Consider the following 24,770-nt stretch of genomic DNA (forward strand, 5'->3'; position numbering starts at 1 on the left):
GGCGGCGTACCTCGCTTGTAATGTGCCGCGCCCGCCGGCGTAACACGGATGTTCCACGCTGGGCGTCATGCGCGACGAGACCATCCCGACCCACTGTCCCTACTGCGCCCTGCAGTGCGGCATGAACCTGCGCGGCAGCACATCGGCCGAGGCGGTCGTCGAGGTGGTGGAACGCCCCGATTTCCCCGTGAACCGGGGGGCGCTGTGCGGCAAGGGCCGCACCTCTCCCGCCCTGCTCTCCTCCCGGGTGCGCCTGACCGAGCCGCTCATCCGATCCCACGCCACAGGCCGGCTCGAGCCGGCCACCTGGGAGGAGGCCCTGCGTACGATCGCCGACGGGCTGCGCCGTACGAGGGACACGTACGGCCCCGACGCGGTGGGCGTCTTCGGCGGCGGCGGGCTCACCAACGAGAAGGCGTACACGCTGGGCAAATTCGCCCGGGTCGTGCTCGGCACCTCGCAGATCGACTACAACGGCCGGTTCTGCATGTCGTCGGCCGCCGCCGCGCACAACAAGGCGTTCGGTCTGGACCGCGGCCTGCCCTTCCCGCTGGAGGACATCCCGAGGACCGGGTGCGTGATCCTCGTCGGCTCCAACCTCGCCGAGACCATGCCGCCCGCGCTGCGGTACCTGACGGAGCTGAAGGAGAACGGCGGCACGCTGATCGTCGTCGACCCGCGGCGTACGAAGACCGCCGAGCAGGCCGACCTCCACCTGGCGCCCCGACCCGGCACCGACCTGGCGCTCGCCCTCGGTCTGCTGCACCTGGTCGTCGCCGACGGGCGCACCGACGAGGAGTTCATCGAGGAGCGGACCAGCGGCTGGGCGGACGCCCGGGCGGCGGCGATGGCGCACTGGCCGGAGCAGGTCGAGCGGCTCACCGGCGTGGGCGTGCCCCAGCTGCGTGAGGCCGTACGGATGTTCTGCGACGCGCCCACGGGCATGGTGCTCACTGCGCGCGGGCCCGAGCAGCAGTCCAAGGGCACGGACACGGTCAGCGCCTGGATCAACCTGTGCCTGGCCACCGGCCGGGCCGGCCGCCCGCTGTCCGGCTACGGCTGTCTGACGGGACAGGGCAACGGGCAGGGCGGCCGTGAGCACGGCCAGAAGGCCGACCAGCTGCCGGGCTACCGCAAGCTGGACGACCCGGCGGCGCGGGCCCATGTCGCCGAGGTGTGGGGCGTGGATCCTCAGACGCTGCCCGGCCCGGGACGCAGTGCCTACGAGCTGCTGGACGCGCTCGGCACGGACGTGAAGTCGCTGCTGCTGATGGGCTCGAACCCGGTGGTCTCGGCGCCGCGCGCCGCGCACATCGAGGAGCGGCTGAAGTCGCTGGACTTCCTGGCCGTCGCGGACGTCGTGCTGTCGGAGACCGCCGCGCTCGCGGACGTGGTGCTGCCGGTGACGCAGTGGGCGGAGGAGACCGGCACGACGACGAACCTGGAGGGACGAGTGCTGCTGCGGCGCCGCGCGGTCGACGCGCCGCCCGGCGTGCGCAGTGATCTCCAGGTGCTGGGCGGCCTCGCCGGGCTGCTGGGTCACGAGAAGGGCTTCTCGTCCGACGCGGAGGAGGTCTTCGACGAGCTGCGCCGGGCATCGGCGGGCGGGCCCGCGGACTACTCGGGGATCACCTATCGCAGGATCGCCGAGGAGGACGGGGTGTTCTGGCCCTGTCCCGAGCAGCAGGACGCTCATCCGGGGACGCCGCGGCTGTTCCTCGACCGGTTCGCCACGGACGACGGGCGGGCGCGGTTCGTGCCCGTCGGACACCGGCCCGCCGCCGAGGAGCCGGACGACGAGTACCCGGTGCTGCTGACCACCGGGCGGGTGGTCGCCCAGTACCAGTCGGGGGCGCAGACGCGCCGCGTCGACGAGCTGAACGCGGCGGCACCGGGCCCGTTCGTGGAGCTGCATCCGCAGCTGGCCGAGCGCATCGGCGTCGCCGCGGACGGCGATCCGGTCGCGGTGGTCTCGCGGCGGGGGCGGGCCGTGGGGCCCGCACGGATCACCAACGGGATCAGGCCGGACACGGTGTTCATGCCGTTCCACTGGCCCGGCGAGGGCCGGGTGAACACGGTGACGAACCCGGCGCTCGATCCCACGTCGCGGATGCCGGAGTTCAAGGTGTGCGCGGTGCGCGTGGAACCGGCGGCCTGACGGGCCACCACCCCCGGCTCACACCCCCGCCGCTCCCGCCCGGCCGCACCAGTCGCCGCCCGCGATGCGCTGCCCGCGCGCCGTCAGGTCGCGGGCCACGCCGTCGGCGGCGACGTAGACCCAGGCAGGTAGCGCGGTGCCGTCCGCGAGGGTCACCTGCCGCGCCACCCGCTCGTACATGTTGCGCGGGTGGCCGGGGGCGATGAAGTCCTCCAGCTGGTCGAGCGTCCTGAGCAGGCGGGCGTACTCCTCGGGCGCGGCCCGCACGCACGCGCCCGCGACCGGGCCGCCGTCCTGCGCGTCCTCGACCAGGTACGGGTAGCCGGGCCCGTCGTACAGCAGGGCGCCCGGCAGTGTCGCGGGCTCCTCGGCCGAGGTGCGGCCGGCGAGGAACAGGTCGTGGTTGTGCTCGCCGGGCCGCAGGGTGCCGTAGACGAAGAACGGAAGCTGCGCGCTCACGGCGTCGTCGTCTCCGCCCGTACCCATGCCGCGTACGCGGCGCCCGCCCGAACGGTCGGGAAGGCGATGATCTCGGGGGTGTCGTAGTCGTGCGCGGCGGTCAGATGTGCTTCCAGGGCCTCGTAGCAGGCCGGGGTCGTCTTGAAGACGACCTGCCACTCCTCGGCGCGCTCGACGGCGTTCCGCCAGCGGTACACGGAGGTCATCGGCGCCGAGACCTGCGCGCAGGCGGCGAGTCCGGCCTCCACCGCGCCGTGCGCCAGTTCGTGCGCCTTATCGGCGCTGTCGGTGGTGGTCAGCACGGCGAGCAGCTCGGGCGCGGCGGGCTGTTGCTCCACGGCAGGGGCTCCTTCGGTGGGCGGCTGGGGGACGGGGGCCAGGCCCGTCCACGCCACCGTACGCACCACCCGGCCCCCTGCGCCCGGCCCGCCCCTTGATCAGGCCGCGTAGGGGTGCGCGGCCTTGGCGGAGCGCAGGGCGGTGCCCCACCAGGAGAGCTGGTCGAGCATCGTCTTGGCGGCCGCGTCGGGGCCCGCGGGGTCGCGGTGGTTGCCCTCGTCGTCGAAGTGGGCCCCGGCGTTGTGGAAGGAGACCGTGTCGCGGACGGTGACGGCGTGGAGCTCGGCGAACACCTGCCGCAGGTGTTCGACGGCCCGCAGCCCGCCGGACATGCCGCCGTAGGAGACGAAGCCGACCGGCTTGGCCTGCCATTCGCCGAAGTGCCAGTCGATGAGGGACTTGAGGGTGGCGGGGAAGGAGTGGTTGTACTCGGGGGTGAGGACGACGAAGGCGTCGGCGGCGGCCAGCCGGGGTGTGACCTTGGCGAGTTCGGCGGTCACGGCGGGGGACGGCTTGTAGGACAGGGACGTGGGCAGTTCCGTCTCGGCGAGGTCGACGAGATCGACGGTGAAGTCCTCGCGACGGGCGGCGCGGGAGAGGAACCAGTCGGCGACGACGGGCCCGAAGCGCCCTTCGCGGTTGCTTCCGACGATGACGGCGAGCTTCAGCGGCGCCTTCTCGGCGGGGCCGGTGACGGTCGTGTTCTCAGGCGTGTTGAGGTCCATGGGGAAGAGCGTGGTACCTCAAGTTTGGTTGAGGTCAAGCGCCGCGGTGCCGTCACCCGTTCAGCATGCCCGGGGCGCACCCCACCCGAATGCGGCACCCTGCGCGGTGACCTGCGGCGACACCCCGCGTCCAGCGCGACACGCCGCTCCGTGCCAGTGAATCTGATGCGCCATCAGCAGGCATGGGGGGCGGCCCGGCCCTTACCTCGAAGCAGAGGACCCTGCATCACGCGCTCCCGGAGGACCCCCATGCGCACGACCGCCCGCCTGCTGACCGGCATCGCGCCGGTCATCGCCTCGATAGGTCTCGCCACCCCGACGGCCCTCGCCGGGGACTTCGGAACCCTGGAGCTCCACCCGTCGACGGCCGCGCCGGGCGACACCGTCACCGTCAGCACCCAGGCGTGCGGCAAGAACGGGCGCGGCACCGGTGACGCACGGGCGCTGGGCGCGGGCGAGTTCAAGCTGTGGCCGGGCACGCACAAGGAGCTCGCCGTGGGCCAGTTCACGGTGCCCGAGACCGTACGGCCCGGGACGTACGGGATCGGTGTCGTGTGCAAGAACGGCAAGGAGGCCAGCGGGGACGTGACCATCCGTCACCACGGTCCGAGCGGCCATGTGAAGACCGGCATCGGCGGCAGCGTCGGCCCGGACCTCACCCAGATCGCGGCGGGCACGGCGGTCATCGCCGCGGCCGCCGTCGGCGGGACCCTGCTCCTGCGCCGCCGGGCGAGCGGCGCGCAGGGCAGCTGACGGGCCGGCTTCCACCGGCCCGTACCGCCCGAGCCCCCGCTCCCGTCCGGCCCCGAGCCGACGGGGGCGGGGTGCGAGCCGTTCGGCCCTCTTGCCGGAGGCCGCTCCGGGCTCTTTCCCCCGAGGCCGTTCCGGCCCCGCCTTCCCGGACGCCCTTCCCGGAGGTCATTCCGCCCCCTTCCCCGAGGCCGTTCCGGCCCGGCCCCCTTCCCGGAGGAGAGATGAGCGCGAAGGCCAAGGGCCTGGGTGTCGCCCTTGCCCTGTGCGCGGGCCTGTGGCTGGTCCAGAACGGCGTGCGGGACGTGACGCCGCCGATACCGTCGGCCGCCGAGGCGTTCGCAGCGGGCCCCAATCAGCACACCGACGCCGCCGCCGCCCCGCTGCCCGCGTCCAGGCCGCTGCGGCTGCGGATCCCCGAGATCGACGTGGACGCCCCGGTGAGGGGCCTCGGCCTGGAGCGGGACGGCAGCCTGGAGGTCCCGCCGGCCGCCGACCGCAACCTCGCCGGGTGGTACGAGGACGGCACCGCGCCCGGGGCGAAGGGCACGGCGATCGTCGCCGGCCATGTGGACAACACCGAGGGCCCGTCCGTCTTCTACAACCTCGGCGCGCTCCGGAAGGGCAACCGGGTCGAGATCACGCGCGAGGACGGCCGGACCGCGGTGTTCACCATCGACGCGATAGAGGTCTACGACGCGGACGCCTTCCCCGACCGGAAGGTCTACGGCCCCCGCGACCGCGCCGAACTGCGGGTGATCACCTGCGGCGGCGGCTACTCGGAGAAGACGGGCTACCGGGGCAACGTCGTGGCGTACGGGCATCTGATCGGCGTGCGGCAGGGCTAGCGGGTTTCTCGCACCCAAAAAGCTAGCCATGGACATAGTAGCCATGTACGGTATCGGCCGAGGCGCATCCATACCCGCCCTCCGTCGAGCCCCGCGAGGAGCAGCCATGTCCACCGCACCCCTGCTGAACAGCCAGATACTCGGCCAGGCCCACTACGCCGCCCGCGCCCTGCTGGAGCGCGAGCTGGCCCGTACCGGCAACACCTTCTTCCACTCCATCGCGCTGAACGCCCTGGCCGCACAGGGCGGCGCGGCCGCGCGCGAGGCGATCGCCGAGCGCATGACGTCCACCGTGAAGATCGACGAGGGCGAGGCATTGAAGGCCCTGGTGGAGCTGGCGGACTCCGGTCTGGTCGAGACCGTGCCGTCTTCCTCCGCGCCCGGGGACGCGGACCGCATACAACTCACCGAGGACGGCCGGGCCCTGCAGACCCGGCTCGCCGCGTTCGCGGCCGAGGTCGCACCCCGCGTCTACGGCACCGTCCCCGAGGAGGACCTGGCCGTCGCCGCCCGCGTCCTGCTGCAGATCACCGAGCGCGCGAACGCCGTCTGCGCGGAGACCGCCGACCGCTGATGAGCAGGGCCCGCGCTACGCGCTCCACTGGTCGAAGCCGAGCTTGGCGACCAGGGAGAAGACGACGACGAGCAGCACCCCGCGCACGAACTCGCTGCCCTTCCTCAGGGCCATGCGGGCGCCGATCATGCCGCCCGCCAGGTTGAAGACGGCCATGACCAGGGCCAGCTGCCACAGCACGGTGCCCTGGTACGCGAACATCGCCAGCGCGCCCCCGTTGGTGCAGACGTTGACGATCTTGGCGGTCGCGGAGGCGGTCACCAGGTCCAGGTGGAGCACGGCGGTCAGCGCCAGGACCAGGAACGTGCCGGTGCCCGGCCCGAACAGGCCGTCGTAGAAGCCGATCCCGCCGCCGACGAGGACGATCGCCGCGACAGTCCGGGCCCGGCTCACGCGCCGCCGCGCCTCGTCGGTCGCCGTGCCGAACGTGGGCCGCAGCATCACGAAGGCCGCCACCCCGAGCAGCACGACCATGATCACGGGACGCAGGACGTCGCTGCTGATGCCGGCCGCGAAGAAGGCGCCGCCCATCGAGCCCGCCAGAGCCGCGAGCCCGATCCGCACGGCCGTCTTCACCTGGACGGGCGCCTTGCGCACATAGGTGACGGCCGCACCCGTGGTGCCGACGATCGCGACGGCCTTGTTGGTGCCGAGGACGTGGGCGGCCTGGACGTTCGGCAGGCCGAGCAGCAGGGCGGGCAGGAGCAGCAGTCCCCCGCCGCCCACCACCGCGTCGATCCAGCCGGCCACCGCGGCGGCGAGACAGAGGAAGACGAGGGTGGTCAGTGATATGTCGGGCACGGGGCGACCCTATGGACGCGATGCGTGCACCGTCCAACGAACTGTTGATTCTTGAGCGTCTCCTGAGCTTTCCGTAACCGGGGCGCGGCCCCGCGTGAGGGACGGCCCCTCACATCCGCCCCCGGCCGCCGCTGAGGGCAGCGTTCCGCACGGGAAACAGAAGGGAACCTGCCGGGTAACACCGACGACGCACGCTGCTTGCATGACTTCGGACATCGTGGTGATCGGCGGCGGGACGGCAGGCGCGCGGCTCGCGCGGCAGCTGGGCACGGCCGCCCGCGTCACCGTCATCGGCGAGGAACAGCACGCCCCGTACAACCGGGTGCTGCTCGCCGAGGTGCTCGCCGGGCGGTACGGGCCCGAGGTGATCGCCCTGCCCGAGGTGCCCGTACGGCGCGGTGTCCGGGCGACGTCCATCGACCGCGAACGCCGGCTCGTGCACTGCGCGGACGGCACCGCGGTCGGCTACGACCGGCTGGTCCTCGCGACCGGTTCCAACCCGGTGCTGCCGCCGCTGCGGGGCATCGGCCCCGGCCTCCCCGACGGCGTGCACCCCTTCCGCACCCTCGACGACTGCGCGGCCCTGTCGAAGGCCGTCCGCCCGGGCACCCGGGCCGTCGTCGTCGGCGGCGGGCTGCTCGGCGTCTCCGCGGCCCGGGCGCTCGCCGAGCGCGGCGCCAAGGTGGTGCTGGCCCAGCAGGGCGAGCACCTCATGGAGCGCCAGCTCGACGTCTCCGCCTCCACGCTGCTGCGCAGCCACCTGGAGGCCATGGGCGTCGAGGTGCACACCGAGTGCCGGGTGCGCGGCCTGCGCACCGGCGCCGACGACGCGGTCAGCGCCGTGGTGCTCGCCGACGGCTTCGCGCTCGACGCCGAGCTCGTCGTGCTGGCCTGCGGGGTGCGCCCCAGGATCGGGCTCGCGGCCGACGCGGGGCTCACGGTCCGCCGCGGCATCGTCGTCGACGACGAGCTGCGCACCTCCGACCCGTACATCCACGCCATCGGCGACTGCGCCGAGCACGACGGCGTGGTCCACGGCCTCGCGGGCCCGGCCGTCGAACAGGCCGACGTCCTCGCGTCCGTGCTCAGGCCCGGCGCCACCGGCCGCTACACCGGCACCCGCGCCCTGACCCGGCTCACGCTCGCCTCGGCGACGAGCCCTCTCGACCTCGCCGCCTTCGGCGATCCCACACCCCGTCCCGGCGACGACGTCGTGCAGCTCGCCGACGCCACCCGCGGCGCGTACCGCAAGGTCGTCGTCCGCGGGGACCGGCTGGTCGGCGGGGTACTGCTCGGGGATCTCGCCTCGGTCGGCGCACTCGCCCGGGCCTGGGAGGGCGACGAGGCCCTTCCCGACTCCGTGCCCCTGCTCCACCTGCTCACCAATGATGGAGGCCTCTGAACATGGCTGCGATGTCCACCCCCGCGATCACCCCCACCATCGTGGTCGTCGGCCACGGCATGGTCGGCCAGCGATTCCTGGAGGCCCTCGCCGACCGCGGCGTCACCGGCCGTGCGCGGATCGTCGTGCTGTGCGAGGAACCGCGCCCCGCCTACGACCGGGTCCGCCTCACCTCGTACTTCTCCGGGAACACGCCCGAGGACCTGTCCATGGTCGAGGCCGGCTTCATGGAGAAGCACGGCATCGAACTGCACGTGGGCGACCCGGCGGAGGCGATCGACACCGCCGCCCGCACGGTCACCTCGCGCGCCGGGCTGACGGTCGCGTACGACACGCTGGTGCTGGCCACCGGCTCGTACCCGTTCGTGCCGCCGGTGCCGGGCAAGGACGCGGAGGGCTGCTTCGTCTACCGCACCATCGAGGACCTGCTGGCGATCGAGGAGTACGCCAGGAAGTCCCGTGTCGGCGCCGTCGTCGGCGGCGGCCTGCTCGGACTGGAGGCGGCGGGCGCGCTGAAGGGCCTGGGGCTCGAGACGCACATCGTCGAGTTCGCGCCGCGGCTGATGCCGGTGCAGGTCGACGAGGGCGGCGGCGCGGCGCTGCTGCGCACCATCGAGGACATGGGCCTGTCGGTCCACACCGGCGTCGGCACCCAGGAGGTCACCGCCGACGACAGCGGCGCCGTCAACGGCATGGCCCTGTCGGACGGTTCGGTGCTCGCCACCGACATGGTCGTCTTCTCCGCCGGCGTGCGGCCGAGGGACCAGCTCGCCCGGGACGCGGGTCTCGCCGTCGGCGAGCGCGGCGGCATCGTCGTCGACGAGCAGTGCCGCACCTCCGACCCTGCGGTCTTCGCGATCGGCGAGTGCGCGCTCGCCTCCGACGGGCGGGTCTACGGACTGGTCGCGCCCGGCTACGAGATGGCCGAGACGGCGGCCGCCGCGCTGGAGGGCGAGGTCGCGTCGTTCACCGGCGCGGACCTGTCCACCAAGCTGAAGCTGCTCGGCGTCGACGTCGCCTCCTTCGGCGACGCGCACGGAGCGGCCGAGGGCTGCCTCGACGTCGTCTACTCCGATTCCCGCGCCGGTGTCTACAAGAAGCTCGTCATCGACCCCGAGGGCACGCTGCTCGGCGGCATCCTCGTCGGCGACGCCGAGGCGTACGGCACGCTGCGCGCGTTCACCGGCTCGAAGCCGCCGGTCTCCCCCGAGCAGCTGGTGCTGCCCGCCGGCTCCGGCGCGCCGGTCGCGCTCGGCCCCGCCGCCCTGCCCGACGACGCCGTCGTCTGCTCCTGCCACAACGTCACCAAGGGCACGATCCGCGGCGCCGTCACCGAGCACTCCTGCACCACCGTCCCCGAGGTGAAGAAGTGCACCAAGGCGGGCACGGGCTGCGGCAGTTGCGTCAAGGTGCTCGGCCAGCTGGTCAACGCCGAGCTGGAGGCCGCGGGCGTCGAGGTCGACAAGGGCCTGTGCGGCTGCTTCGCCCAGACCCGCCAGGAGCTGTACGAGATCGTCCGCGCCCTGCGCATCACCTCGTATCAGCAGCTCCTCGACAACCACGGCCGGGAGGCGGCGCGCGGCACGAACGGCTGCGAGATCTGCAAGCCCGCCGTCGGTTCCGTCATCGCCTCCCTGGCGCCCACGATCGGCGCCCCCGGCTATGTGCTGGAGGGCGAGCAGGCGGCGCTCCAGGACACCAACGACCACTTCCTCGCCAACCTCCAGAAGAACGGCTCGTACTCGATCGTGCCGCGCATCCCGGGCGGTGAGATCACCCCCGAGAAGCTGATCGTCATCGGCGAGGTGGCCCGCGACTTCGGCCTCTACACGAAGATCACCGGCGGCCAGCGCATCGACCTGTTCGGTGCCCGGGTCGACCAGCTGCCCCAGATCTGGGGCCGGCTGGTGGACGCGGGCTTCGAGTCGGGGCACGCCTACGGCAAGGCGCTGCGGACCGTTAAGTCCTGTGTGGGGCAGACCTGGTGCCGCTACGGCGTGCAGGACTCGGTCCGCATGGCGATCGACCTGGAGCTGCGCTACCGCGGCCTGCGCTCCCCGCACAAGCTGAAGTCGGCGGTCTCCGGCTGCCAGCGCGAGTGCGCGGAGGCCCAGTCGAAGGACTTCGGCGTGATCGCCACCGCCAACGGCTGGAACCTGTACGTCGGCGGCAACGGCGGAGCGACGCCGCGCCACGCCGACCTGCTGGCGCAGGACCTGTCCGACGCCGAACTGATCAGGCTCATCGACCGGTTCCTGATGTTCTACATCCGCACCGCCGACCGGCTGGAGCGCACCTCGACCTGGCTGGAGCGGATCGAGGGCGGCCTCGACCATGTGCGCGACGTCGTCGTGCACGACTCGCTGGGCATCTGCGCCGAGCTGGAGTCCCTGATGGCCGACCATGTCGCCGGCTACCGCGACGAGTGGGCCGAGACGCTGAACGACCCGGAGCGGCTGCTGCGGTTCGTGTCCTTCGTCAACGCGCCCGACGTGCCGGACCCGACGGTGAAGTTCGTGCCCGAGCGCGACCAGGTCAAGCCCGACCTGCCGCTGCTGTCCATCCGTCCGCTGGGCGAAGCCCTGGAAGACTCCCTGGAAGGTACTGCCGCCCGATGACCATCGCGCCTGAGAAGACCCTGCAGAAGACGGACACGCACGTCCAGCTCCGGCTGGGCGACGAGTGGCTGACCGTGTGCCCGCTGTCCCGGCTCACGCCGGGCCGCGGGGTGGCCGCCCTGCTGCCGGACGGCCGCCAGGCCGGGCTGTTCCTGGACCGTGACGGCGTGCCGTACGCGATCGACAACCGCGACCCGTTCACCGGGGCGCAGGTGCTCTCGCGCGGCCTGATCGGCACGGCGGCCGGCCGCCCGTTCGTCGCGTCGCCGCTGCTCAAGCAGCGCTTCGACCTGGTGTCCGGGCGCTGCCTGGACGACGAGACGGTCTCGGTGACCGCCTACGAGGTCCGCCTCGGCTAGGGGCTGTCCGACGGATCAGGGCCGGACAGGACGCGGCGTCTGGTGCATGGGGTCTCCCCAGGCCCCCAGGCCTAGGGGGTCGGGTCTCCCCAGGCCCCCAGGGGCCGAGGGGGTGAGGTCTCCCCAGGCCCGCAGGGGCCAAGGGGACGCATCGCAAGGCGCCGGAGTGCCCTGATAGCGGAGCTATCCGGGCTTCGGCAACGCGGCGAGGTGCCGAGCCAGACGTCGTGGCCCCGGCCAAGATCCGCCGGACACCCCCTGAGGCATCCCCGGCTCCGCTCACGCGTCGTCTGTCACTGCCCTGACTCTTCGCGGCGCGTGAGCGGCACCCTGTCCTGCCGGGCCCCTGCGGCCCGGCAGGCGCCCCTGGGTGACGGCGAGTACCGCGCCGACGAGCAGCACCACCGCGCCGGCCGCCTGGACGGCGCCGAAGGACTCGCCGAGGAAGACCATGGCCGCCGAGCTGCCGAAGACGGGCACGAGGAACATCATCACGGAGGCCGAGGCGGGGCCGACCGCGCCGACTCCGCGGTAGTAGAGGAGGTTGGCGAGGGCGGTCGGCCCGACGGCGAGGAAGACCACGTTCAGCCAGATCCCGGCGGGCAGTTCGCCCCAGCTCACCTCGCCCAGCTCGGGGGCCGAGAAGAGGCCGAGGGCCACGGCCCCGGCGCAGGTCGCGTACGTCGTGGCCCGCAGCGGTTCGATGCCGGCCAGCACGCGCGGCCCCGCGAGGGTGAAGCAGGCCCAGCAGACGGCGCTGAGCAGGAACAGCAGATCACCGGTCAGCCGTGTCGCGCCCCCACCGCCGGTGCCCGCGCCGACGAAGAAGACCACGGCGCCCACCACGCCCAGGCCGAGCCCCGCGATGCGGGCGGGCGACGCCGACTCCTTGCGGGTGAGCAGCAGGAACGCGGTGGTCAGGACCGGGCTCATGACGGGGATGATGACGCCCGCGTCCATGGAGGGCGCGAGCGAGAGCCCCCAGAAGAAGCTCAGGTTGTACGCGAAGACGCCGAGCAGCCCGGCGAGCGCCGCCCTCCCCCGGTCGCGCGGGGCGACCCGTACGCCGCGCCGGCCGAAGAGGCGCACGGCGAGCAGCAGGGCGAGCGCGCCACCGCCGAAGCGGAGGAACGCCGCGACACCGTGGGGCACCTCCTCCACGACCACCTTGGAGCTGCTGAAGGCGCTGCCCCACAGCACCATGGTCACGGTCAGCAGCAGGTACGGATTGTCCTTGCCCTGAGGCGTGTTCACCGTCTTCGCCGAGTTCATGGGAACAGCGTCGGCGCCCGGCCCCTCCCCGGTCTTGTACGTATGTGCGGGGGACAATGGTGGGCGTGGACACGGCTGACGGCTCTCCGGGCGCGCACGGCGACGGCTGGGCGTGCTACTGGCGCGACCCGGACCGCCCGCTGGAGGCGATGCGCGCCCACTTCTTCGACCACGTCTACCACCCGCACAGCCATGACGCGTACTCGTTCGGGCTCACCGAGGCGGGTGCCCAGCGCTTCAGCTGCCGGGGCGGCGCGCACGTCAGCGGTGCGGGCATGGTGATGGCGTTCAACCCGGACGATCCGCACGACGGGCGGGCGGCTGCCGACGTCGGCTACCAGTACCGGATCGTGCACATCGGCCCCGATGTCGTACGCGAGGTGCTGACGGACGTGGCCGGCGGGCGGGCGGCCATGCCGCTGTTCCGGGAGCCCGCGCTGAGCGACCCGGAGCTGAGCGGCACCCTGCTGCGGCTGCACACGGCGCTCCTCGGCGACGCGGACCCCCTGGTGCGCGACGAGCGGCTGACGGCGGCGGTCACCGCCATGGTCGCCCGGGGCACGGCACGCCCGCCGCGGGCACGCGTCCCGGGGCGCGACGGCCCGGCCAGGGTCGCGGCGCGCCGGGCCCGGGCGCTGCTGGAGGAGGCGTACGCGCAGAAGGTGACGGCCGAGGCTCTCGCCGCGGCGGCGGGCTGCAGCCGCTTCGCCCTGTACCGCGCCTTCCGGGCCGAGTACGGGATGTCACCGGCGGACTGGCAGCGGCTGGTGCGCCTGCGGCGGGCGCGCGGGCTGCTCGCGGCCGGTCTGCCCGCGGCGGACGCGGCCGCCGCGGTGGGTTTCACCGACCAGAGTCACTTCCACCGGTGGTTCGTGCGCTGTTTCGGTGTGACTCCGGGGCTGTACCAGCGGGCGGGCCGGTCGTGACGCGTCCGTCACGACCGGCCCGGCGTCGCCCCCGCCGGAGTCAATCGCCCTGTGCCATGGCCTCCTTGGCCGCCTCCATGTCCATCCAGATGACCTCCCACATGTGGTGGTCGGGGTCCTGGAAGGAACGGCCGTACATGAAGCCGTAGTCCTGCGGGTCGTTGGCCGGGGTGCCGCCGGCGGCGAGGGCCGCGTCCGCGAGCTCGTCGACCTTGTCCCGGCTGTCGGCGCTCAGGGCCAGGATCACCTCGGTGGAGGTGGTGGCGTCCGCGATCTCCTTCTTGGTGAAGTCCTTGAACCGCGGCTTGGTCAGCAGCATCGCGAAGATGGTGTCGCTGATGACCAGACATGCGGCGTTCTCGTCGGTGAACTGCGGGTTGAAGGAGTAGCCGAGCTTGCTCCAGAAGGCCTTGCTCGTCTCCAGGTCGTCCACAGGCAGGTTCACGAAGATCATCTGGGGCATGGCCGTCTCTCTCTCGTACGGTCTCGTCGGGTGCTCCGCCGTGCGGTGCGTTCGAAGGGATAGACGGGCGGGACGGTCCGGACTCATCGCTCGCGGGCGGCAAAGTTCGGGGGATGTCCGAGTGACCCCCGTGGCGGCAGGACCGGGCGTGTCCGGACACTCCCGGAGTCGACGCCTCCGGGTCACCATCCGTTGCCGCAGCGTCAATTCGCTGCTCCTATGTTCTGCGACGCGCGACCCCGCGGCGCCGGCCGGCGCGGCGGGTCGGTCATCCCACCCTGGAGTGACAAGTGGAACGTCGTAGTTTCCTGCGTGGCGCGGTCGTCGGCACGTCCGCCGCCGCCTTCGGCTTCACGCTGTGGCAGGGGGCCGCGTCCGCGGCTCCGGCGCAGCCCGGCGCCGGCCCGTACGGGGCGCTCGGTGCGGCCGACGCGAACGGCATCCAGCTCCCCGCCGGTTTCACCAGCCGGGTGATCGCCCGGTCCGGCCAGAAGGTCGGCTCCACCGCGTACACCTGGCACAGCGCCCCGGACGGCGGCGCCTGTTTCGCCAACGGCAGCGGCTGGATCTACGTCTCCAACTCGGAGATCTCCTCGACCGGCGGTGCCAGCGCGATCAGGTTCGACTCGTCGGGCACCATCACGAGCGCGTACCGCATCCTGTCCAACACCAACCGCAACTGCGCCGGCGGTGCCACTCCCTGGAACACCTGGCTCTCCTGCGAGGAGGTGAGCACGGGATACGTCTACGAGACCGACCCGTGGGGCGTGAACGCCGCCGTCCGCCGCAGCGCGATGGGCCGCTTCAACCACGAGGCGGCGGCGGCCGACCCGGTGCGCAAGGTGATCTACCTGACGGAGGACGCCTCCGACGGCTGCCTCTACCGGTTCGTGCCCACCACGTGGGGCAACCTGTCCTCCGGCACGCTCCAGGTGCTCAAGGCCGGGACCGCCACGTCCGGCAGCTTCACCTGGGCGACCGTGCCGGACCCGGACGGCTCGCCGACCCCCACCCGCGACCAGGTGTCCGGCGCCAAGCTGTTCAACGGCGGCGAGGGCTGCCACTACGCCAACGACACCGTGTGGTTCACCACCAAGGGTGACAACCGGCTGTGGCAGCTGAACCTGCTGAACAACACCTACGAGCTGGCCTACGACGACTCGCTCGTCGTAGGCGGCGGCGCGCCGCTGACCGGTGTCGACAATGTGACGGGCTCCGCCTCCGGTGACCTCTTCGTCGCCGAGGACGGCGGCAACATGGAGATCTGCGTGATCACGCCGGACGACGTCGTCGCGCCGTTCCTGCGGGTCAACGGGCAGTCCGGCTCGGAGATCTGCGGCCCGGCCTTCTCGCCCGACGGCCGCCGGCTGTACTTCTCCAGCCAGCGCGGCACCTCGGGCAGCTCCTCGGGCGGCATCACCTACGAGGTGACCGGTCCGTTCCGCGCGTAGGGCTCCGGCTCCGCCGAGGCGCCGCCGCGCAGCAGGGCGGCGCCCAGCGGGGTGAGGGTGTGCAGGACCGCGTTGCCGTGGCGCAGGGTCACGACGAGTCCGGCCTCGCGGAGGACCGCGGCGTGCTGGCTCGCGGAGGCGAGGGAGACCCCTGCCCTGCGGGCCAGTTCGCTGGTGGTGCATCCGTTGCGGATGGCCTGGAGCACGGCGGAGCGCGTGTGGCCGACGAGACGGCCCAGCGAGGGCCCGGCCGACTCGCCGAAGGCGGGCTCGCCCCCGTGCGCGACGGGGTAGACAAGCACCGGCGACAGCGAGGCGTCGCGCAGCACCACCGGGGTGCCGCGGCAGAAGAACGACGGCTGGAGCAGCAGTCCCCGCCCGTTCAGATGCAGCTCCCGGTCGACCGGGTAGTCGGCCTCCAGCACGGGGGCGCGCCAGCGCAGCACGGGCGGCAGCGAGGCGAGGAGCTCGTCGGCGCCGCCGTCGAGCAGCGCGCGGCCGCGCACGGCGCGGTCCGCCTCGACGCGCGCCTGGATGTGGGGCCAGTACGGCTCCACGGCGGCCCGGTAATAGGCGCGCAGGGCGGCCACGAGCCGGGCGACGGCCTCCGAGCTGCCCTCGGCGAGGGCGAGGAGCCGGGCGGGCAGGACGCGCAGCGGCGAGCGGTGGGCGACCGCGAGGGCGAGTTCCGTGTGCAGCCGCGCGGGCGGGGTGGCGCGGAGCGCCTCCAGCCCCGCGTCGAGGCCGTCACGGCCCTCGGCAGGCGTCAGGAAATCGGGGAAATAGCCCCGCGGTGGCACGAGCTGGGCGAGCAGACGTGTTTCACCTTTCAACCGGCTGCGGGCTTCGGAGCGCCATTCACCGAAGGTGAGTGCGCCTCTGCGGTCGCGCAATCGGTGAAAACTGAGAATGGATTCCCACAACGCGTCGGGCCTGGCGGCCATCCGTACTTTCGCCAAGTCGTCCGCATTGAAATGAATTCGAAGCACCGAACCCCCACCTGTTGCACCCGCAATCGCCCCCATCACTGAGTATGCATGCAATCACAGGTTGTTACCACGGTGTTTCAGCCACAGTTGAAACGCCTCGCGGGAGCACGGGGGCAACCGAAAGGCTGTACGACGTCGGGCATGAAACCTACTTCACCGATGTGACGCAGCAAGGACCGTGGGGGGCCTTCGCGTCCGGCGGCGGTGGCGGAGGTTGCGGCTCCGTGTCCGGCACGGGTAATGGAGCGCGGTCGGCGGGTGGGGATCCGCCGGCCGCGTTCCGCCGGTTTCCTTGCGGGTTCCTTGCGGGTTCCTTGCCGGTTCCCCGCGGGGAAAATGTCGAGAATTCGATTCCCGTTGGACGTACGGAATTAAACTGAATGCCCGGTCAGGATTAGGTGGATCCTGTCACCGCGGACTCCGCACAACGGACAAAGCGGAAGGGGCAGGCGCCTCGCACAGGGCGCCTGCCCCTTCCGCTTGGGTTCCGGGACCGTCACCGGGATGCCGGTGAGGGTCGAGGTTCCGGACTGCGGGTTTTCGTGCCCCGCTCCCGGATGACGGCCCCGGAAGTATGTCCGCGCTCGGACGCGTGGGTGCTCGGACGCCGTCGGCCGAGCACCCCCGGCGTCAGCGCGAGTCGCTGCCCGTCGACTGGGCTGCCGCCCGGCCCGCCTCGAGGCGCGCCACCGGGATGCGGAACGGGGAGCAGGAGACGTAGTCCAGGCCCACCTCGTGGAAGAAGTGCACCGACTCCGGGTCGCCGCCGTGCTCACCGCAGACGCCGAGCTTGATGTCCGGGCGGGTGGCCCGGCCCGACTCGACGGCGCTGCGGACGAGCGAGCCGACGCCGTCCTTGTCGATGGTCTCGAACGGGGAGACACCGAAGATGCCCTTCTCCAGGTACGCGGTGAAGAAGCTGGCCTCCACGTCGTCCCGGGAGAAGCCCCACACCGTCTGGGTGAGGTCGTTCGTACCGAAGGAGAAGAACTCGGCGGCCTCGGCGATCTGACCGGCGGTCACGGCGGCGCGCGGCAGCTCGATCATCGTGCCGAGCGCGAGCTTCAGCTCCACGCCGGTCTTCGCCCGGACCTCGGCGATGACCTGCTCGGCCTCGTCGCGGACGATCTCCAGCTCCTGGACGGTGCCCACGAGCGGAATCATGATCTCCGCGCGCGGGTCGCCCTTGGCCTCGATGCGCTCGGCCGCGGCCTCCGCGATCGCCCGCACCTGCATGGTGAACAGGCCGGGGATGACCAGGCCCAGCCGTACACCGCGCAGACCCAGCATCGGGTTCTGCTCGTGCAGGCGGTGCACGGCCTGGAGAAGCCGCAGGTCGTTCTCGTTGGGGTCCTTGCGGGCCTCGGCGAGGGCGACGCGCACCGACAGCTCGGTGATGTCGGGCAGGAACTCGTGCAGCGGCGGGTCGAGCAGACGCACCGTCACCGGCAGCCCGTCCATCGCCTCGAACAGCTCGACGAAGTCCCGCTTCTGCTGCGGCAGCAGGGCCTGCAGGGCCTCCTCGCGCTCCTCGTCCGTGTCGGCGAGGATGAGCTTCTCGACCATCTCGCGGCGCTCGCCGAGGAACATGTGCTCCGTGCGGCACAGGCCGATGCCCTGCGCGCCGAACCGCCGCGCACGCAGGGCGTCCTCGGCGTTGTCGGCGTTCGCCCGCACCCGCAGCCGGCGCACCCGGTCCGCGTACGCCATGATCCGGTGCACGGCGGCGACCAGCTCGTCGGCGTCGTCGGCGCCCGCGTGCATGCGGCCCTCGAAGTACTCCACGACCGGGGACGGCACGACCGGGACCTCACCGAGGTACACCTTGCCGGTGGAGCCGTCGATGGAGACGACGTCGCCCTCCTCGATGACCTGGTCGCCCACGGTCATCCGGCGGCGCTTGGTGTCGACCTCCAGCTCCTCGGCGCCGCAGACACAGGTCTTGCCCATGCCGCGCGCCACGACGGCCGCGTGGGAGGTCTTGCCGCCGCGCGAGGTCAGGATGCCCTCGGCGGCGATCATGCCGTCCAGGTCGTCCGGGTTGGTCTCGCGGCGGATCAGGATGACCTTCTCGCCGGAACGCGACCACTTGACCGCGGTGTAGGAGTCGAAGACGGCCTTGCCGACGGCCGCGCCCGGGGAGGCGGCGATCCCGCGGCCGAGCAGCTCAGTCTTCGCCGTGTCGTCGAAGCGCGGGAACATCAGCTGGGCGAGCTGGGCGCCGTTGACCCGCTGGAGCGCCTCGGCCTCGTCGATCAGGCCCTGGTCCACGAGCTGCGTGGCGATGCGGAACGCGGCACCGGCGGTGCGCTTGCCGACGCGGGTCTGCAGCATCCACAGCTGGCCGCGCTCGATGGTGAACTCGATGTCGCACAGGTCCTTGTAGTGCGTCTCGAGGGTTTCCATGATCTGCATCAGCTGGTCGTACGACTTCTTGTCGATCGACTCGAGCTCGGCGAGCGGCACGGTGTTGCGGATACCGGCGACGACGTCCTCGCCCTGCGCGTTCTGCAGGTAGTCGCCGTAGACGCCCTGGTGGCCGGAGGCGGGGTCGCGGGTGAAGGCGACGCCGGTGCCGGAGTCCGGGCCGAGGTTGCCGAAGACCATGGAGCAGACGTTGACCGCGGTGCCGAGGTCGCCGGGGATGCGCTCCTGGCGGCGGTAGAGCTTGGCGCGGTCGGTGTTCCAGGAGTCGAAGACCGCGTGGATGGCGAGGTCCATCTGCTCGCGCGGGTCCTGCGGGAAGTCGCGTCCGGCCTCGGCCTTGACGATCTTCTTGAACTGCTTGACCAGCTTCTTCAGGTCGGCCGCGTCGAGGTCGGTGTCGACGGTGACCTTCTTGGCGGCCTTGGCCTCGTCGAGGGCGTCCTCGAAGAGCTCGCCCTCGACGCCCAGCACGGTCTTGCCGAACATCTGGATCAGGCGGCGGTACGAGTCCCAGGCGAAGCGCTCGTCGCCGGCCTGCGTGGCGAGGCCGGCCACCGACTCGTCGGAGAGGCCGATGTTGAGGACGGTGTCCATCATGCCCGGCATCGAGAACTTGGCACCGGAACGTACGGATACCAGCAGCGGGTTGTCGGCCTGGCCGAGCTTCTTGCCCATGGACCGCTCGAGGGCGTCGAGGTGGGCGCTCACCTCGTCGCGGAGGGCGGCGGGCTCCTCACCGCTCTCGAGGTAGACCTTGCAGGCCTCGGTGGTGATCGTGAAGCCCGGAGGGACCGGAAGACCGAGGTTGGTCATCTCGGCGAGGTTCGCACCCTTCCCGCCGAGCAGGTCCTTGAGGTCCTTGTTGCCCTCGGTGAAGTCGTAGACGAACTTCTGATCTTTGTTTTCCGACACGGGTCTCGACTCCTCGAGGACTCGGTGGCTGCCCTGACGGCGAGGAACATACCCAGATCGAAGGCACCTGGGTACGTCCACTTGCGCGTCATACGGCCTTAACCACTCGTCCGCCAGGAGATCGAAAGTGCCGCTGAGGCGCGGAGGCATAGACCTCTTGCTTCATCTCTTGAACGGATCACTACGAAGAGCGACCACATACCCCCACAACATGCACGATCAGTGAGAATCGAGTACGGGATTCGAACACCAAAAGGGTGGCACTCAGTGCCATCCTTTGAGAGATGCAGTCGTCTTCAAATCGCTCATCTGAGCGCACCCCCTATCAGGGGTGGCGAGAATCACGCCGAAGAACCTGACGAAATTCCAACATCCGGACCGCCACGGCAGGCGCCGGCGAGCGCTCAGCCGCCCGAAGTGTCCAGTTCAGCGTCCGCTGCGACCCCTGCGCAGTCGTACGGATCCTTCAGCCAGCCGTCCGGCAGGACCACGCGGTTGTTGCCCGACGTCCGGCCCCGGGGCCCGTCCGCACCCTCCGGCCACGCCTGATCCAGATCGAGCCCGCTCAATTGAGCGCTCAGCTCGTCCAGGGACGACGTGACCGCCAGCTTCCTGCGCATCTCGGAGCCGACCGAGAAGCCCTTGAGGTACCAGGCCACGTGCTTGCGGAAGTCGATGACACCGCGCGACTCGTCGCCGATCCACTCGCCCAGCAGCGCGGCGTGCCGCAGCATCACCTGCGCGACCTCGCGCAGCGTCGGCCGTGCGTAGTCACCACGCCCCTCGAAGGCCGCCACCAGGTCGCCGAAGAGCCACGGCCGCCCCAGGCAGCCGCGCCCCACGACCACCCCGTCGCAGCCGGTCTCGCGCACCATGCGCAGCGCGTCGTCCGCGGACCAGATGTCGCCGTTGCCGAGCACCGGGATCTCAGGGACGTGCTCCTTGAGGCGTGCGATCGCGTCCCAGTCGGCCGTTCCGCCGTAGTGCTGCGCCGCCGTGCGTCCGTGCAGGGCGATCGCCGTGATGCCCTCGTCGACCGCGATGCGGCCCGCGTCGAGGTAGGTGATGTGGTCGTCGTCGATGCCTTTGCGCATCTTCATCGTGACCGGCAGGTCACCCGCGTTGGACACGGCCTCGTTGAGGATCGCCCGCAGCAGCGGCCGCTTGTACGGGAGGGCCGAGCCGCCGCCCTTGCGGGTCACCTTGGGGACCGGGCAGCCGAAGTTCAGGTCGATGTGGTCGGCCAGGTCCTCGTCCACGATCATGCGCACGGCCTTGCCGACGGTGACCGGGTCCACCCCGTACAGCTGGATCGAGCGCGGTGTCTCGGTCTCGTCGAAGTGGATCAGCTGCATCGTCTTCTCGTTGCGCTCGACCAGCGCCCGCGTCGTGATCATCTCGCTCACGAACAGGCCCTTGCCCCCGCTGAACTCACGGCACAGGGTGCGGAAGGGGGCGTTGGTGATTCCGGCCATGGGAGCGAGCACCACCGGCGGCTGCACGGTGTGCGGGCCGATCCGGAGCGTGGTGGCAGCAGGGGCGAGCGTGGTCATGGGCCCCATTATCGCGCACCGGCCGGATCCCCGGTCGGCCCGTACGATGCGCCCATGCACGAGATCGGCCGCCGGCACCGGATCCTGGTCCTGGCGATCTGCTGCATGAGCCTGCTGATCGTCAGCCTCGACAACACCGTCCTGAACGTCGCCCTCCCGTCCCTGCGCGACGAGCTGGACGCCTCCGTCGCCGGCATGCAGTGGACGATCGACGCCTACACCCTGGTCCTCGCCTCCCTGCTGATGCTCGCCGGGTCCACCGCCGACCGCATCGGCCGCCGCAGGGTCTTCAAGGCCGGGCTCGTCCTGTTCTCCCTGGGGTCCCTGCTCTGCTCGCTCGCGCCCAGCCTCGAACTGCTCGTCGTCTTCCGCATGGTGCAGGCCGTCGGCGGCTCCATGCTCAACCCCGTAGCGATGTCGATCATCACCAACACCTTCACCGACCCGCGCGAACGCGCCCGCGCCATCGGCATCTGGGGCGGCGTCGTCGGCATCTCCATGGCGGCGGGACCGCTGGTCGGCGGACTGCTCGTCGACACCGTGGGCTGGCGGTCCATCTTCTGGGTCAACCTGCCCGTCGGCCTCGCCGCCCTCCTGCTCACCTGGCGCTACGTCCCCGAGTCCCGGGCCCCCAGGCCCCGCCGCGCCGACCCGGTCGGCCAGCTGCTCGTGATCGTGCTGCTCGGCTCGCTCACCTACTCGATCATCGAGGCCGACCCCGCCTTCGCCGCGCTCTCGGCCGGCGCCCTGGCCGGCCTCCTGATCTACGAGCCGAGGCGCCGCGAACCCCTCATCGACCTGCGCTTCTTCCGCAGCGCACCGTTCAGCGGCGCGACCGTCATCGCGGTGTGCGCGTTCGCGGCGCTCGCCGGCTTCCTCTTCGTCAACACCCTCTACCTCCAGGACGTGCGCGGTTACTCGGCCCTGCGGGCCGGCCTGTACATGCTGCCGATGGCGGGCCTCACGCTGGTGTCCGCGCCCCTGGCGGGACGGCTCGTCGGCAGCCGGGGCCCGCGCCTGCCGCTGCTGATCGCGGGCACCGCCATGGCCGCGAGCGGCGTTCTGTTCGCCGCGTTCGAGGCCGAGACCTCGCAGGTGCTGATGTTCGCCGGCTATGTGCTGTTCGGCCTGGGCTTCGGCATGGTCAACGCGCCGATCACCAACACCGCGGTCTCCGGCATGCCCCGCGCCCAGGCCGGAGTCGCCGCGGCGGTCGCCTCCACCAGCCGCCAGATCGGCCAGACGCTCGGCGTCGCCGTCATCGGGGCCGTACTCGCCGCCGGAGTCCCCGCCTCCGCCCCCAGCGAGGGCTTCGTCGCCGCGAGCCGGCCCGCCTGGTGGATCATCGCGGGCTGCGGCCTGTGCGTGCTGGTCGTCGGCGCGCTCACCAGTGGCCGCCGCGCGCAGGAATCCGCGCGCCGCACGGCGGAGCGGCTGACGTGCCGGAACGAAGAGGACGCCCCCGCGCACCGGTGAGGCGCGCCGCATCGGGGCCGGCCCCCGGACGCCCGCACAAAGGGCCCGTCAGGAGGTGGCCGCCGCGACCGCGAGTGACCTGAGCTCCTCCAGCCGCTCGCGGCTCTCCTCGTCCAGGTGCAGCAGCCCCACGTGGGCGTTGCGGATGTACTTCGCCCGGCCGCCCTGCGCCACCACCTCGTGGCGGGCCCACACCGCACGGAACTCGGCCGACCGCTCCAGCCGGGCCAGCAGCGCCTTCCAGGCCGGCTCCGCCAGGTGCTCGGCCATCGACGCACGGAACTTGTTCGTGATCGCCGTGGCACTCCAGCAGGGGCTGGGCATGAGCGCGGTGGCCGCCGGGCTGGCACTCGTTCCGATGGCCCTGGCCTTCTTCGGGGCCTCCCTGGCCGGGCCGCGGCTGGTGACCCGGTACGGCAGCCGCGTCGTGACCGCGGGCGGTGTGCTCCAGGGCCTCGGCATCGGCGCGCCGGCCCTGGCGGTGTGGCGGGACTGGCCCTCGGTCGGCTTCCCGAAGCTGCTTCCCGGTGTCGCGCTCGCGGGTCCTGTCGCCGGCGTCGTCGGCCGGCACGGGCGCGGCGCTGACGGTCACGCTGCTGGTGCAGCTCGGGGTGATCGCGCTGACGACACCGCCGAGCCTGCGCCTGCCGCGCACGGTGAACTGAGGCGACACCGCCGAGTCCGCGCCTGCGGCGGCAGCTGAGCCGAGGCGACACCGCCGGGTCCGCGTGTGCCGCACGCGCACGTGAACGGGGCCGGACACGCGAAGGGGCCCGGATCGCGCATCACGCGCGGTCCGGGCCCCTTCATGCGATCAGGAGGCGTCCTCCTGCGGCTGCTCCGGGCTGCCCTGGGCGCGCTCACGCATCTTGCGCAGCAGCTCCTGCTTCTGGTCGGCGGCCGCCTTGCGGTCCGCCGTGCGCGCGGGACCGTTTCCGTGCTGGTCGGCGCGGGACAGCTTCTTGCGCTGTCCGCCCACGCCGAGGAGGTTGTTTCGGCTCTTGGCCATGCGGTTCTCCCGTGAGGGTGAGAAGTGACTCGGGTATCGGGGGGCGGGTGGGCCGCCGCCCTCTCACTCGTAGATCTGGAAGAACGAAGACATGCACGGACAGTAGCGCGTGCCCGGCTGTGCGGGCACCCGGATTTCCGTGGCCCGAATGACAGATATTGAAATCTGTCAGACGTCATGCCATAGTCGTCAGGGAAGAGACCCGACTCCTGGGAGACCTCATGACCTCCGTCACGCACCCCACCCGTCCCCTCGGCACCACCGGCCCGCGCGTCTTCCCCCTCGGCCTCGGCTGCATGGGCATGTCCGCGCTCTACGGCGAGGCCGACCGCGCCGAGTCGATCGCGACCATCCACGCCGCGCTCGACGCCGGCGTCACCCTCCTCGACACGGGCGACTTCTACGGCATGGGCCACAACGAGCTGCTGATCAACGAGGCGCTGCGCACCGCGGGCTCGTCCGCCCGCGAACAGGCCCTGGTCAGCGTCAAGTTCGGCGCCCTGCGCACGGTCGAGGGCGGCTTCAGCGGCTACGACGGCCGGCCGGACGCGATCAAGAACTTCGCCGCGTACAGCCTCCAGCGCCTCGGCACGGACCACATCGACGTCTACCGGATCGCCCGCGTCGACCCGGATGTGCCGATCGAGGAGACCGTCGGCGCCATCGCCGAGCTGGTCGAGGCCGGCCATGTCCGCCACATCGGGCTGTCCGAGGTCGGGGCGCAGACCATCCGGCGGGCCGCCGCCGTCGCCCCGATCGCCGACCTCCAGATCGAGTACTCCCTGATCTCGCGCGGCATCGAGGAGGAGATCCTGCCCACCGTCCGCGAGCTCGGCATCGGTGTCACGGCGTACGGAGTGCTCTCGCGGGGGCTGATCAGCGGCCACTTCACCCCCGACCGCGAGCTGGGCCCGGGAGACTTCCGGGGCATGAGCCCCCGTTTCCAGGGCGACAACCTCCGGCGGAACCTGAACCTGGTCGAGCAGCTGCGCAAGGTGGCCGACGACAAGGGCGTGAGCGTGGCGCAGACGGCGATCGCCTGGGTGCTGTCGCGCGGCGAGGACATCGTGCCGCTGATCGGCGCCCGTACCCGTGCGCGTCTCGCCGAGGCGCTGGGCGCGCTGGACGTGGAGCTGTCGGCCGAGGACCTGGCGGCCGTCGAGCAGGCGGTACCGGCGGGTGCGGCGGCCGGCGAGCGCTACCCCGCGGCCCAGATGGCCCACCTGGACAGCGAGCGCTGACCCGTCCGCCGCGCCGGG

General features: G+C 71.9%; 21 protein-coding genes and 2 pseudogenes. 12 read left to right on the forward strand and 11 right to left on the reverse strand.

Annotated features, from left to right (window positions below; translation table 11 throughout):
- The first annotated feature begins 67 nt into the window (after nucleotides 1-67).
- On the forward strand, nucleotides 68-2,158 hold the full coding sequence (locus ACF08N_RS32490) for a molybdopterin oxidoreductase family protein (RefSeq protein ID WP_392328302.1): 2,091 nt from the start codon (nucleotides 68-70) through the stop codon (nucleotides 2,156-2,158).
- 18 nt (nucleotides 2,159-2,176) lie between these two features.
- Here ACF08N_RS32490 and ACF08N_RS32495 read toward each other — a convergent pair whose 3' ends face one another.
- The 3 genes from ACF08N_RS32495 to ACF08N_RS32505 form a co-directional block, all read right to left on the reverse strand.
- Nucleotides 2,177-2,644, reverse strand: coding sequence for a gamma-glutamylcyclotransferase family protein (locus ACF08N_RS32495; RefSeq protein WP_392328303.1), 468 nt, complete (start codon nucleotides 2,642-2,644; stop codon nucleotides 2,177-2,179).
- On the reverse strand, nucleotides 2,614-2,955 hold the full coding sequence (gene cutA / locus ACF08N_RS32500; RefSeq protein WP_392328304.1) for a divalent-cation tolerance protein CutA: 342 nt from the start codon (nucleotides 2,953-2,955) through the stop codon (nucleotides 2,614-2,616). The genes ACF08N_RS32495 and cutA overlap by 31 nt, the downstream gene beginning before the upstream one ends.
- Before the next feature lie 99 nt (nucleotides 2,956-3,054).
- Nucleotides 3,055-3,681: an NADPH-dependent FMN reductase gene (locus tag ACF08N_RS32505; RefSeq protein ID WP_392328305.1), complete on the reverse strand. Its 627-nt coding sequence runs from the start codon at nucleotides 3,679-3,681 to the stop codon at nucleotides 3,055-3,057.
- A gap of 249 nt (nucleotides 3,682-3,930) precedes the next feature.
- Between ACF08N_RS32505 and ACF08N_RS32510 the strand changes: the two genes are divergently transcribed.
- From ACF08N_RS32510 to ACF08N_RS32520, 3 genes are all read left to right on the forward strand, one after another.
- A complete protein-coding gene (locus ACF08N_RS32510; protein WP_392328306.1) occupies nucleotides 3,931-4,434 on the forward strand; it encodes a hypothetical protein in 504 nt (167 codons plus the stop codon).
- A 221-nt stretch (nucleotides 4,435-4,655) separates the two neighbouring features.
- Nucleotides 4,656-5,279, forward strand: a complete 624-nt coding sequence (locus ACF08N_RS32515; protein WP_392328307.1) for a class F sortase — start codon at nucleotides 4,656-4,658, stop codon at nucleotides 5,277-5,279.
- A 106-nt stretch (nucleotides 5,280-5,385) separates the two neighbouring features.
- Nucleotides 5,386-5,853: a hypothetical protein gene (locus tag ACF08N_RS32520; protein WP_392328308.1), complete on the forward strand. Its 468-nt coding sequence runs from the start codon at nucleotides 5,386-5,388 to the stop codon at nucleotides 5,851-5,853.
- Between the two features lie 15 nt (nucleotides 5,854-5,868).
- Here ACF08N_RS32520 and ACF08N_RS32525 read toward each other — a convergent pair whose 3' ends face one another.
- The gene (locus ACF08N_RS32525) at nucleotides 5,869-6,654 is read right to left on the reverse strand and encodes a sulfite exporter TauE/SafE family protein (protein WP_392328309.1); all 786 of its coding nucleotides are present in this window, start codon (nucleotides 6,652-6,654) and stop codon (nucleotides 5,869-5,871) included.
- Between the two features lie 202 nt (nucleotides 6,655-6,856).
- Here ACF08N_RS32525 and ACF08N_RS32530 point away from each other — a divergent pair, with 202 nt between their 5' ends.
- From ACF08N_RS32530 to nirD, 3 genes are read left to right on the forward strand one after another with little or no spacing between them, the layout of a single operon-like run.
- Nucleotides 6,857-8,056 (forward strand): NAD(P)/FAD-dependent oxidoreductase, encoded by a 1,200-nt coding sequence (locus tag ACF08N_RS32530; RefSeq protein WP_392328310.1) that lies wholly within the window; start codon nucleotides 6,857-6,859, stop codon nucleotides 8,054-8,056.
- 2 nt (nucleotides 8,057-8,058) lie between these two features.
- A complete protein-coding gene (nirB, locus tag ACF08N_RS32535) occupies nucleotides 8,059-10,674 on the forward strand; it encodes a nitrite reductase large subunit NirB (RefSeq protein ID WP_392328311.1) in 2,616 nt (871 codons plus the stop codon).
- A complete protein-coding gene (gene nirD, locus ACF08N_RS32540; protein ID WP_392328312.1) occupies nucleotides 10,671-11,033 on the forward strand; it encodes a nitrite reductase small subunit NirD in 363 nt (120 codons plus the stop codon). Before nirB ends, nirD begins: the two co-directional genes overlap by 4 nt.
- 279 nt (nucleotides 11,034-11,312) lie before the next feature.
- Here the strand turns inward: nirD and ACF08N_RS32545 are convergent, their stop codons facing one another.
- The gene (locus tag ACF08N_RS32545; protein ID WP_392328313.1) at nucleotides 11,313-12,305 is read right to left on the reverse strand and encodes a DMT family transporter; all 993 of its coding nucleotides are present in this window, start codon (nucleotides 12,303-12,305) and stop codon (nucleotides 11,313-11,315) included.
- Nucleotides 12,306-12,361: 56 nt separating this feature from the next.
- On the opposite strand from ACF08N_RS32545, the gene ACF08N_RS32550 reads away from it, so the two are divergent.
- Complete coding sequence (locus tag ACF08N_RS32550; protein ID WP_392328347.1) at nucleotides 12,362-13,231, forward strand: AraC family ligand binding domain-containing protein; 870 nt, start codon at nucleotides 12,362-12,364, stop codon at nucleotides 13,229-13,231.
- Between the two features lie 40 nt (nucleotides 13,232-13,271).
- On the opposite strand, the gene ACF08N_RS32555 is transcribed toward ACF08N_RS32550, so the two are convergent.
- On the reverse strand, nucleotides 13,272-13,694 hold the full coding sequence (locus ACF08N_RS32555; RefSeq protein WP_392328314.1) for a VOC family protein: 423 nt from the start codon (nucleotides 13,692-13,694) through the stop codon (nucleotides 13,272-13,274).
- A gap of 290 nt (nucleotides 13,695-13,984) precedes the next feature.
- Here ACF08N_RS32555 and ACF08N_RS32560 point away from each other — a divergent pair, with 290 nt between their 5' ends.
- The gene (locus ACF08N_RS32560) at nucleotides 13,985-15,145 is read left to right on the forward strand and encodes an alkaline phosphatase PhoX (RefSeq protein WP_392328315.1); all 1,161 of its coding nucleotides are present in this window, start codon (nucleotides 13,985-13,987) and stop codon (nucleotides 15,143-15,145) included.
- Here the strand turns inward: ACF08N_RS32560 and ACF08N_RS32565 are convergent.
- The 3 genes from ACF08N_RS32565 to dusB form a co-directional block, all read right to left on the reverse strand.
- Nucleotides 15,115-16,134 carry an ArsR/SmtB family transcription factor gene (locus ACF08N_RS32565; RefSeq protein ID WP_392328316.1) on the reverse strand — a complete coding sequence of 340 codons (1,020 nt, stop codon included), beginning with the start codon at nucleotides 16,132-16,134 and terminating at the stop codon, nucleotides 15,115-15,117. The two genes, ACF08N_RS32560 and ACF08N_RS32565, sit on opposite strands and share 31 nt — an antisense overlap.
- Before the next feature lie 630 nt (nucleotides 16,135-16,764).
- A complete protein-coding gene (gene ppdK / locus ACF08N_RS32570) occupies nucleotides 16,765-19,473 on the reverse strand; it encodes a pyruvate, phosphate dikinase (RefSeq protein ID WP_392328317.1) in 2,709 nt (902 codons plus the stop codon).
- 404 nt (nucleotides 19,474-19,877) lie between these two features.
- Nucleotides 19,878-21,026, reverse strand: coding sequence for a tRNA dihydrouridine synthase DusB (gene dusB, locus ACF08N_RS32575; RefSeq protein WP_392328318.1), 1,149 nt, complete (start codon nucleotides 21,024-21,026; stop codon nucleotides 19,878-19,880).
- A gap of 54 nt (nucleotides 21,027-21,080) precedes the next feature.
- Here dusB and ACF08N_RS32580 point away from each other — a divergent pair, with 54 nt between their 5' ends.
- Nucleotides 21,081-22,502 (forward strand): MFS transporter, encoded by a 1,422-nt coding sequence (locus ACF08N_RS32580; RefSeq protein ID WP_392328319.1) that lies wholly within the window; start codon nucleotides 21,081-21,083, stop codon nucleotides 22,500-22,502.
- A 48-nt stretch (nucleotides 22,503-22,550) separates the two neighbouring features.
- Here ACF08N_RS32580 and ACF08N_RS32585 read toward each other — a convergent pair.
- Nucleotides 22,551-22,796, reverse strand: a pseudogene (locus tag ACF08N_RS32585) (XRE family transcriptional regulator); the annotation flags it as partial.
- On the opposite strand from ACF08N_RS32585, the pseudogene ACF08N_RS32590 reads away from it, so the two are divergent.
- Nucleotides 22,786-23,167, forward strand: a pseudogene (locus tag ACF08N_RS32590) (MFS transporter); the annotation flags it as partial. The pseudogenes ACF08N_RS32585 and ACF08N_RS32590 sit on opposite strands and share 11 nt — an antisense overlap.
- 149 nt (nucleotides 23,168-23,316) lie before the next feature.
- On the opposite strand, the gene ACF08N_RS32595 reads toward ACF08N_RS32590, so the two are convergent.
- Nucleotides 23,317-23,511, reverse strand: a complete 195-nt coding sequence (locus tag ACF08N_RS32595) for a DUF6243 family protein (RefSeq protein ID WP_392328320.1) — start codon at nucleotides 23,509-23,511, stop codon at nucleotides 23,317-23,319.
- 221 nt (nucleotides 23,512-23,732) lie between these two features.
- Between ACF08N_RS32595 and ACF08N_RS32600 the strand changes: the two genes are divergently transcribed.
- Entirely contained in the window at nucleotides 23,733-24,752 is a 1,020-nt protein-coding gene (locus ACF08N_RS32600) for an aldo/keto reductase (protein ID WP_392328321.1), read from the forward strand.
- The last annotated feature ends 18 nt before the right edge of the window (nucleotides 24,753-24,770 follow it).

Source organism: Streptomyces sp. NPDC015127, assembly GCF_043080095.1.
GTDB lineage: Bacteria > Actinomycetota > Actinomycetes > Streptomycetales > Streptomycetaceae > Streptomyces.

Coding starts and splice junctions, on each gene's coding strand:
- ACF08N_RS32490 (WP_392328302.1), top strand. CDS start 68: ATGCGCGACGAGACCATCCCGACCCACTGTCCCTACTGCGCCCTGCAG.
- ACF08N_RS32495 (WP_392328303.1), bottom strand. CDS start 2,644: ATGGGTACGGGCGGAGACGACGACGCCGTGAGCGCGCAGCTTCCGTTC.
- ACF08N_RS32505 (WP_392328305.1), bottom strand. CDS start 3,681: ATGGACCTCAACACGCCTGAGAACACGACCGTCACCGGCCCCGCCGAG.
- ACF08N_RS32510 (WP_392328306.1), top strand. CDS start 3,931: ATGCGCACGACCGCCCGCCTGCTGACCGGCATCGCGCCGGTCATCGCC.
- ACF08N_RS32515 (WP_392328307.1), top strand. CDS start 4,656: ATGAGCGCGAAGGCCAAGGGCCTGGGTGTCGCCCTTGCCCTGTGCGCG.
- ACF08N_RS32520 (WP_392328308.1), top strand. CDS start 5,386: ATGTCCACCGCACCCCTGCTGAACAGCCAGATACTCGGCCAGGCCCAC.
- ACF08N_RS32530 (WP_392328310.1), top strand. CDS start 6,857: ATGACTTCGGACATCGTGGTGATCGGCGGCGGGACGGCAGGCGCGCGG.
- nirB (WP_392328311.1), top strand. CDS start 8,059: ATGGCTGCGATGTCCACCCCCGCGATCACCCCCACCATCGTGGTCGTC.
- nirD (WP_392328312.1), top strand. CDS start 10,671: ATGACCATCGCGCCTGAGAAGACCCTGCAGAAGACGGACACGCACGTC.
- ACF08N_RS32545 (WP_392328313.1), bottom strand. CDS start 12,305: ATGAACTCGGCGAAGACGGTGAACACGCCTCAGGGCAAGGACAATCCG.
- ACF08N_RS32550 (WP_392328347.1), top strand. CDS start 12,362: ATGGTGGGCGTGGACACGGCTGACGGCTCTCCGGGCGCGCACGGCGAC.
- ACF08N_RS32555 (WP_392328314.1), bottom strand. CDS start 13,694: ATGCCCCAGATGATCTTCGTGAACCTGCCTGTGGACGACCTGGAGACG.
- dusB (WP_392328318.1), bottom strand. CDS start 21,026: ATGACCACGCTCGCCCCTGCTGCCACCACGCTCCGGATCGGCCCGCAC.
- ACF08N_RS32580 (WP_392328319.1), top strand. CDS start 21,081: ATGCACGAGATCGGCCGCCGGCACCGGATCCTGGTCCTGGCGATCTGC.
- ACF08N_RS32595 (WP_392328320.1), bottom strand. CDS start 23,511: ATGGCCAAGAGCCGAAACAACCTCCTCGGCGTGGGCGGACAGCGCAAG.
- ACF08N_RS32600 (WP_392328321.1), top strand. CDS start 23,733: ATGACCTCCGTCACGCACCCCACCCGTCCCCTCGGCACCACCGGCCCG.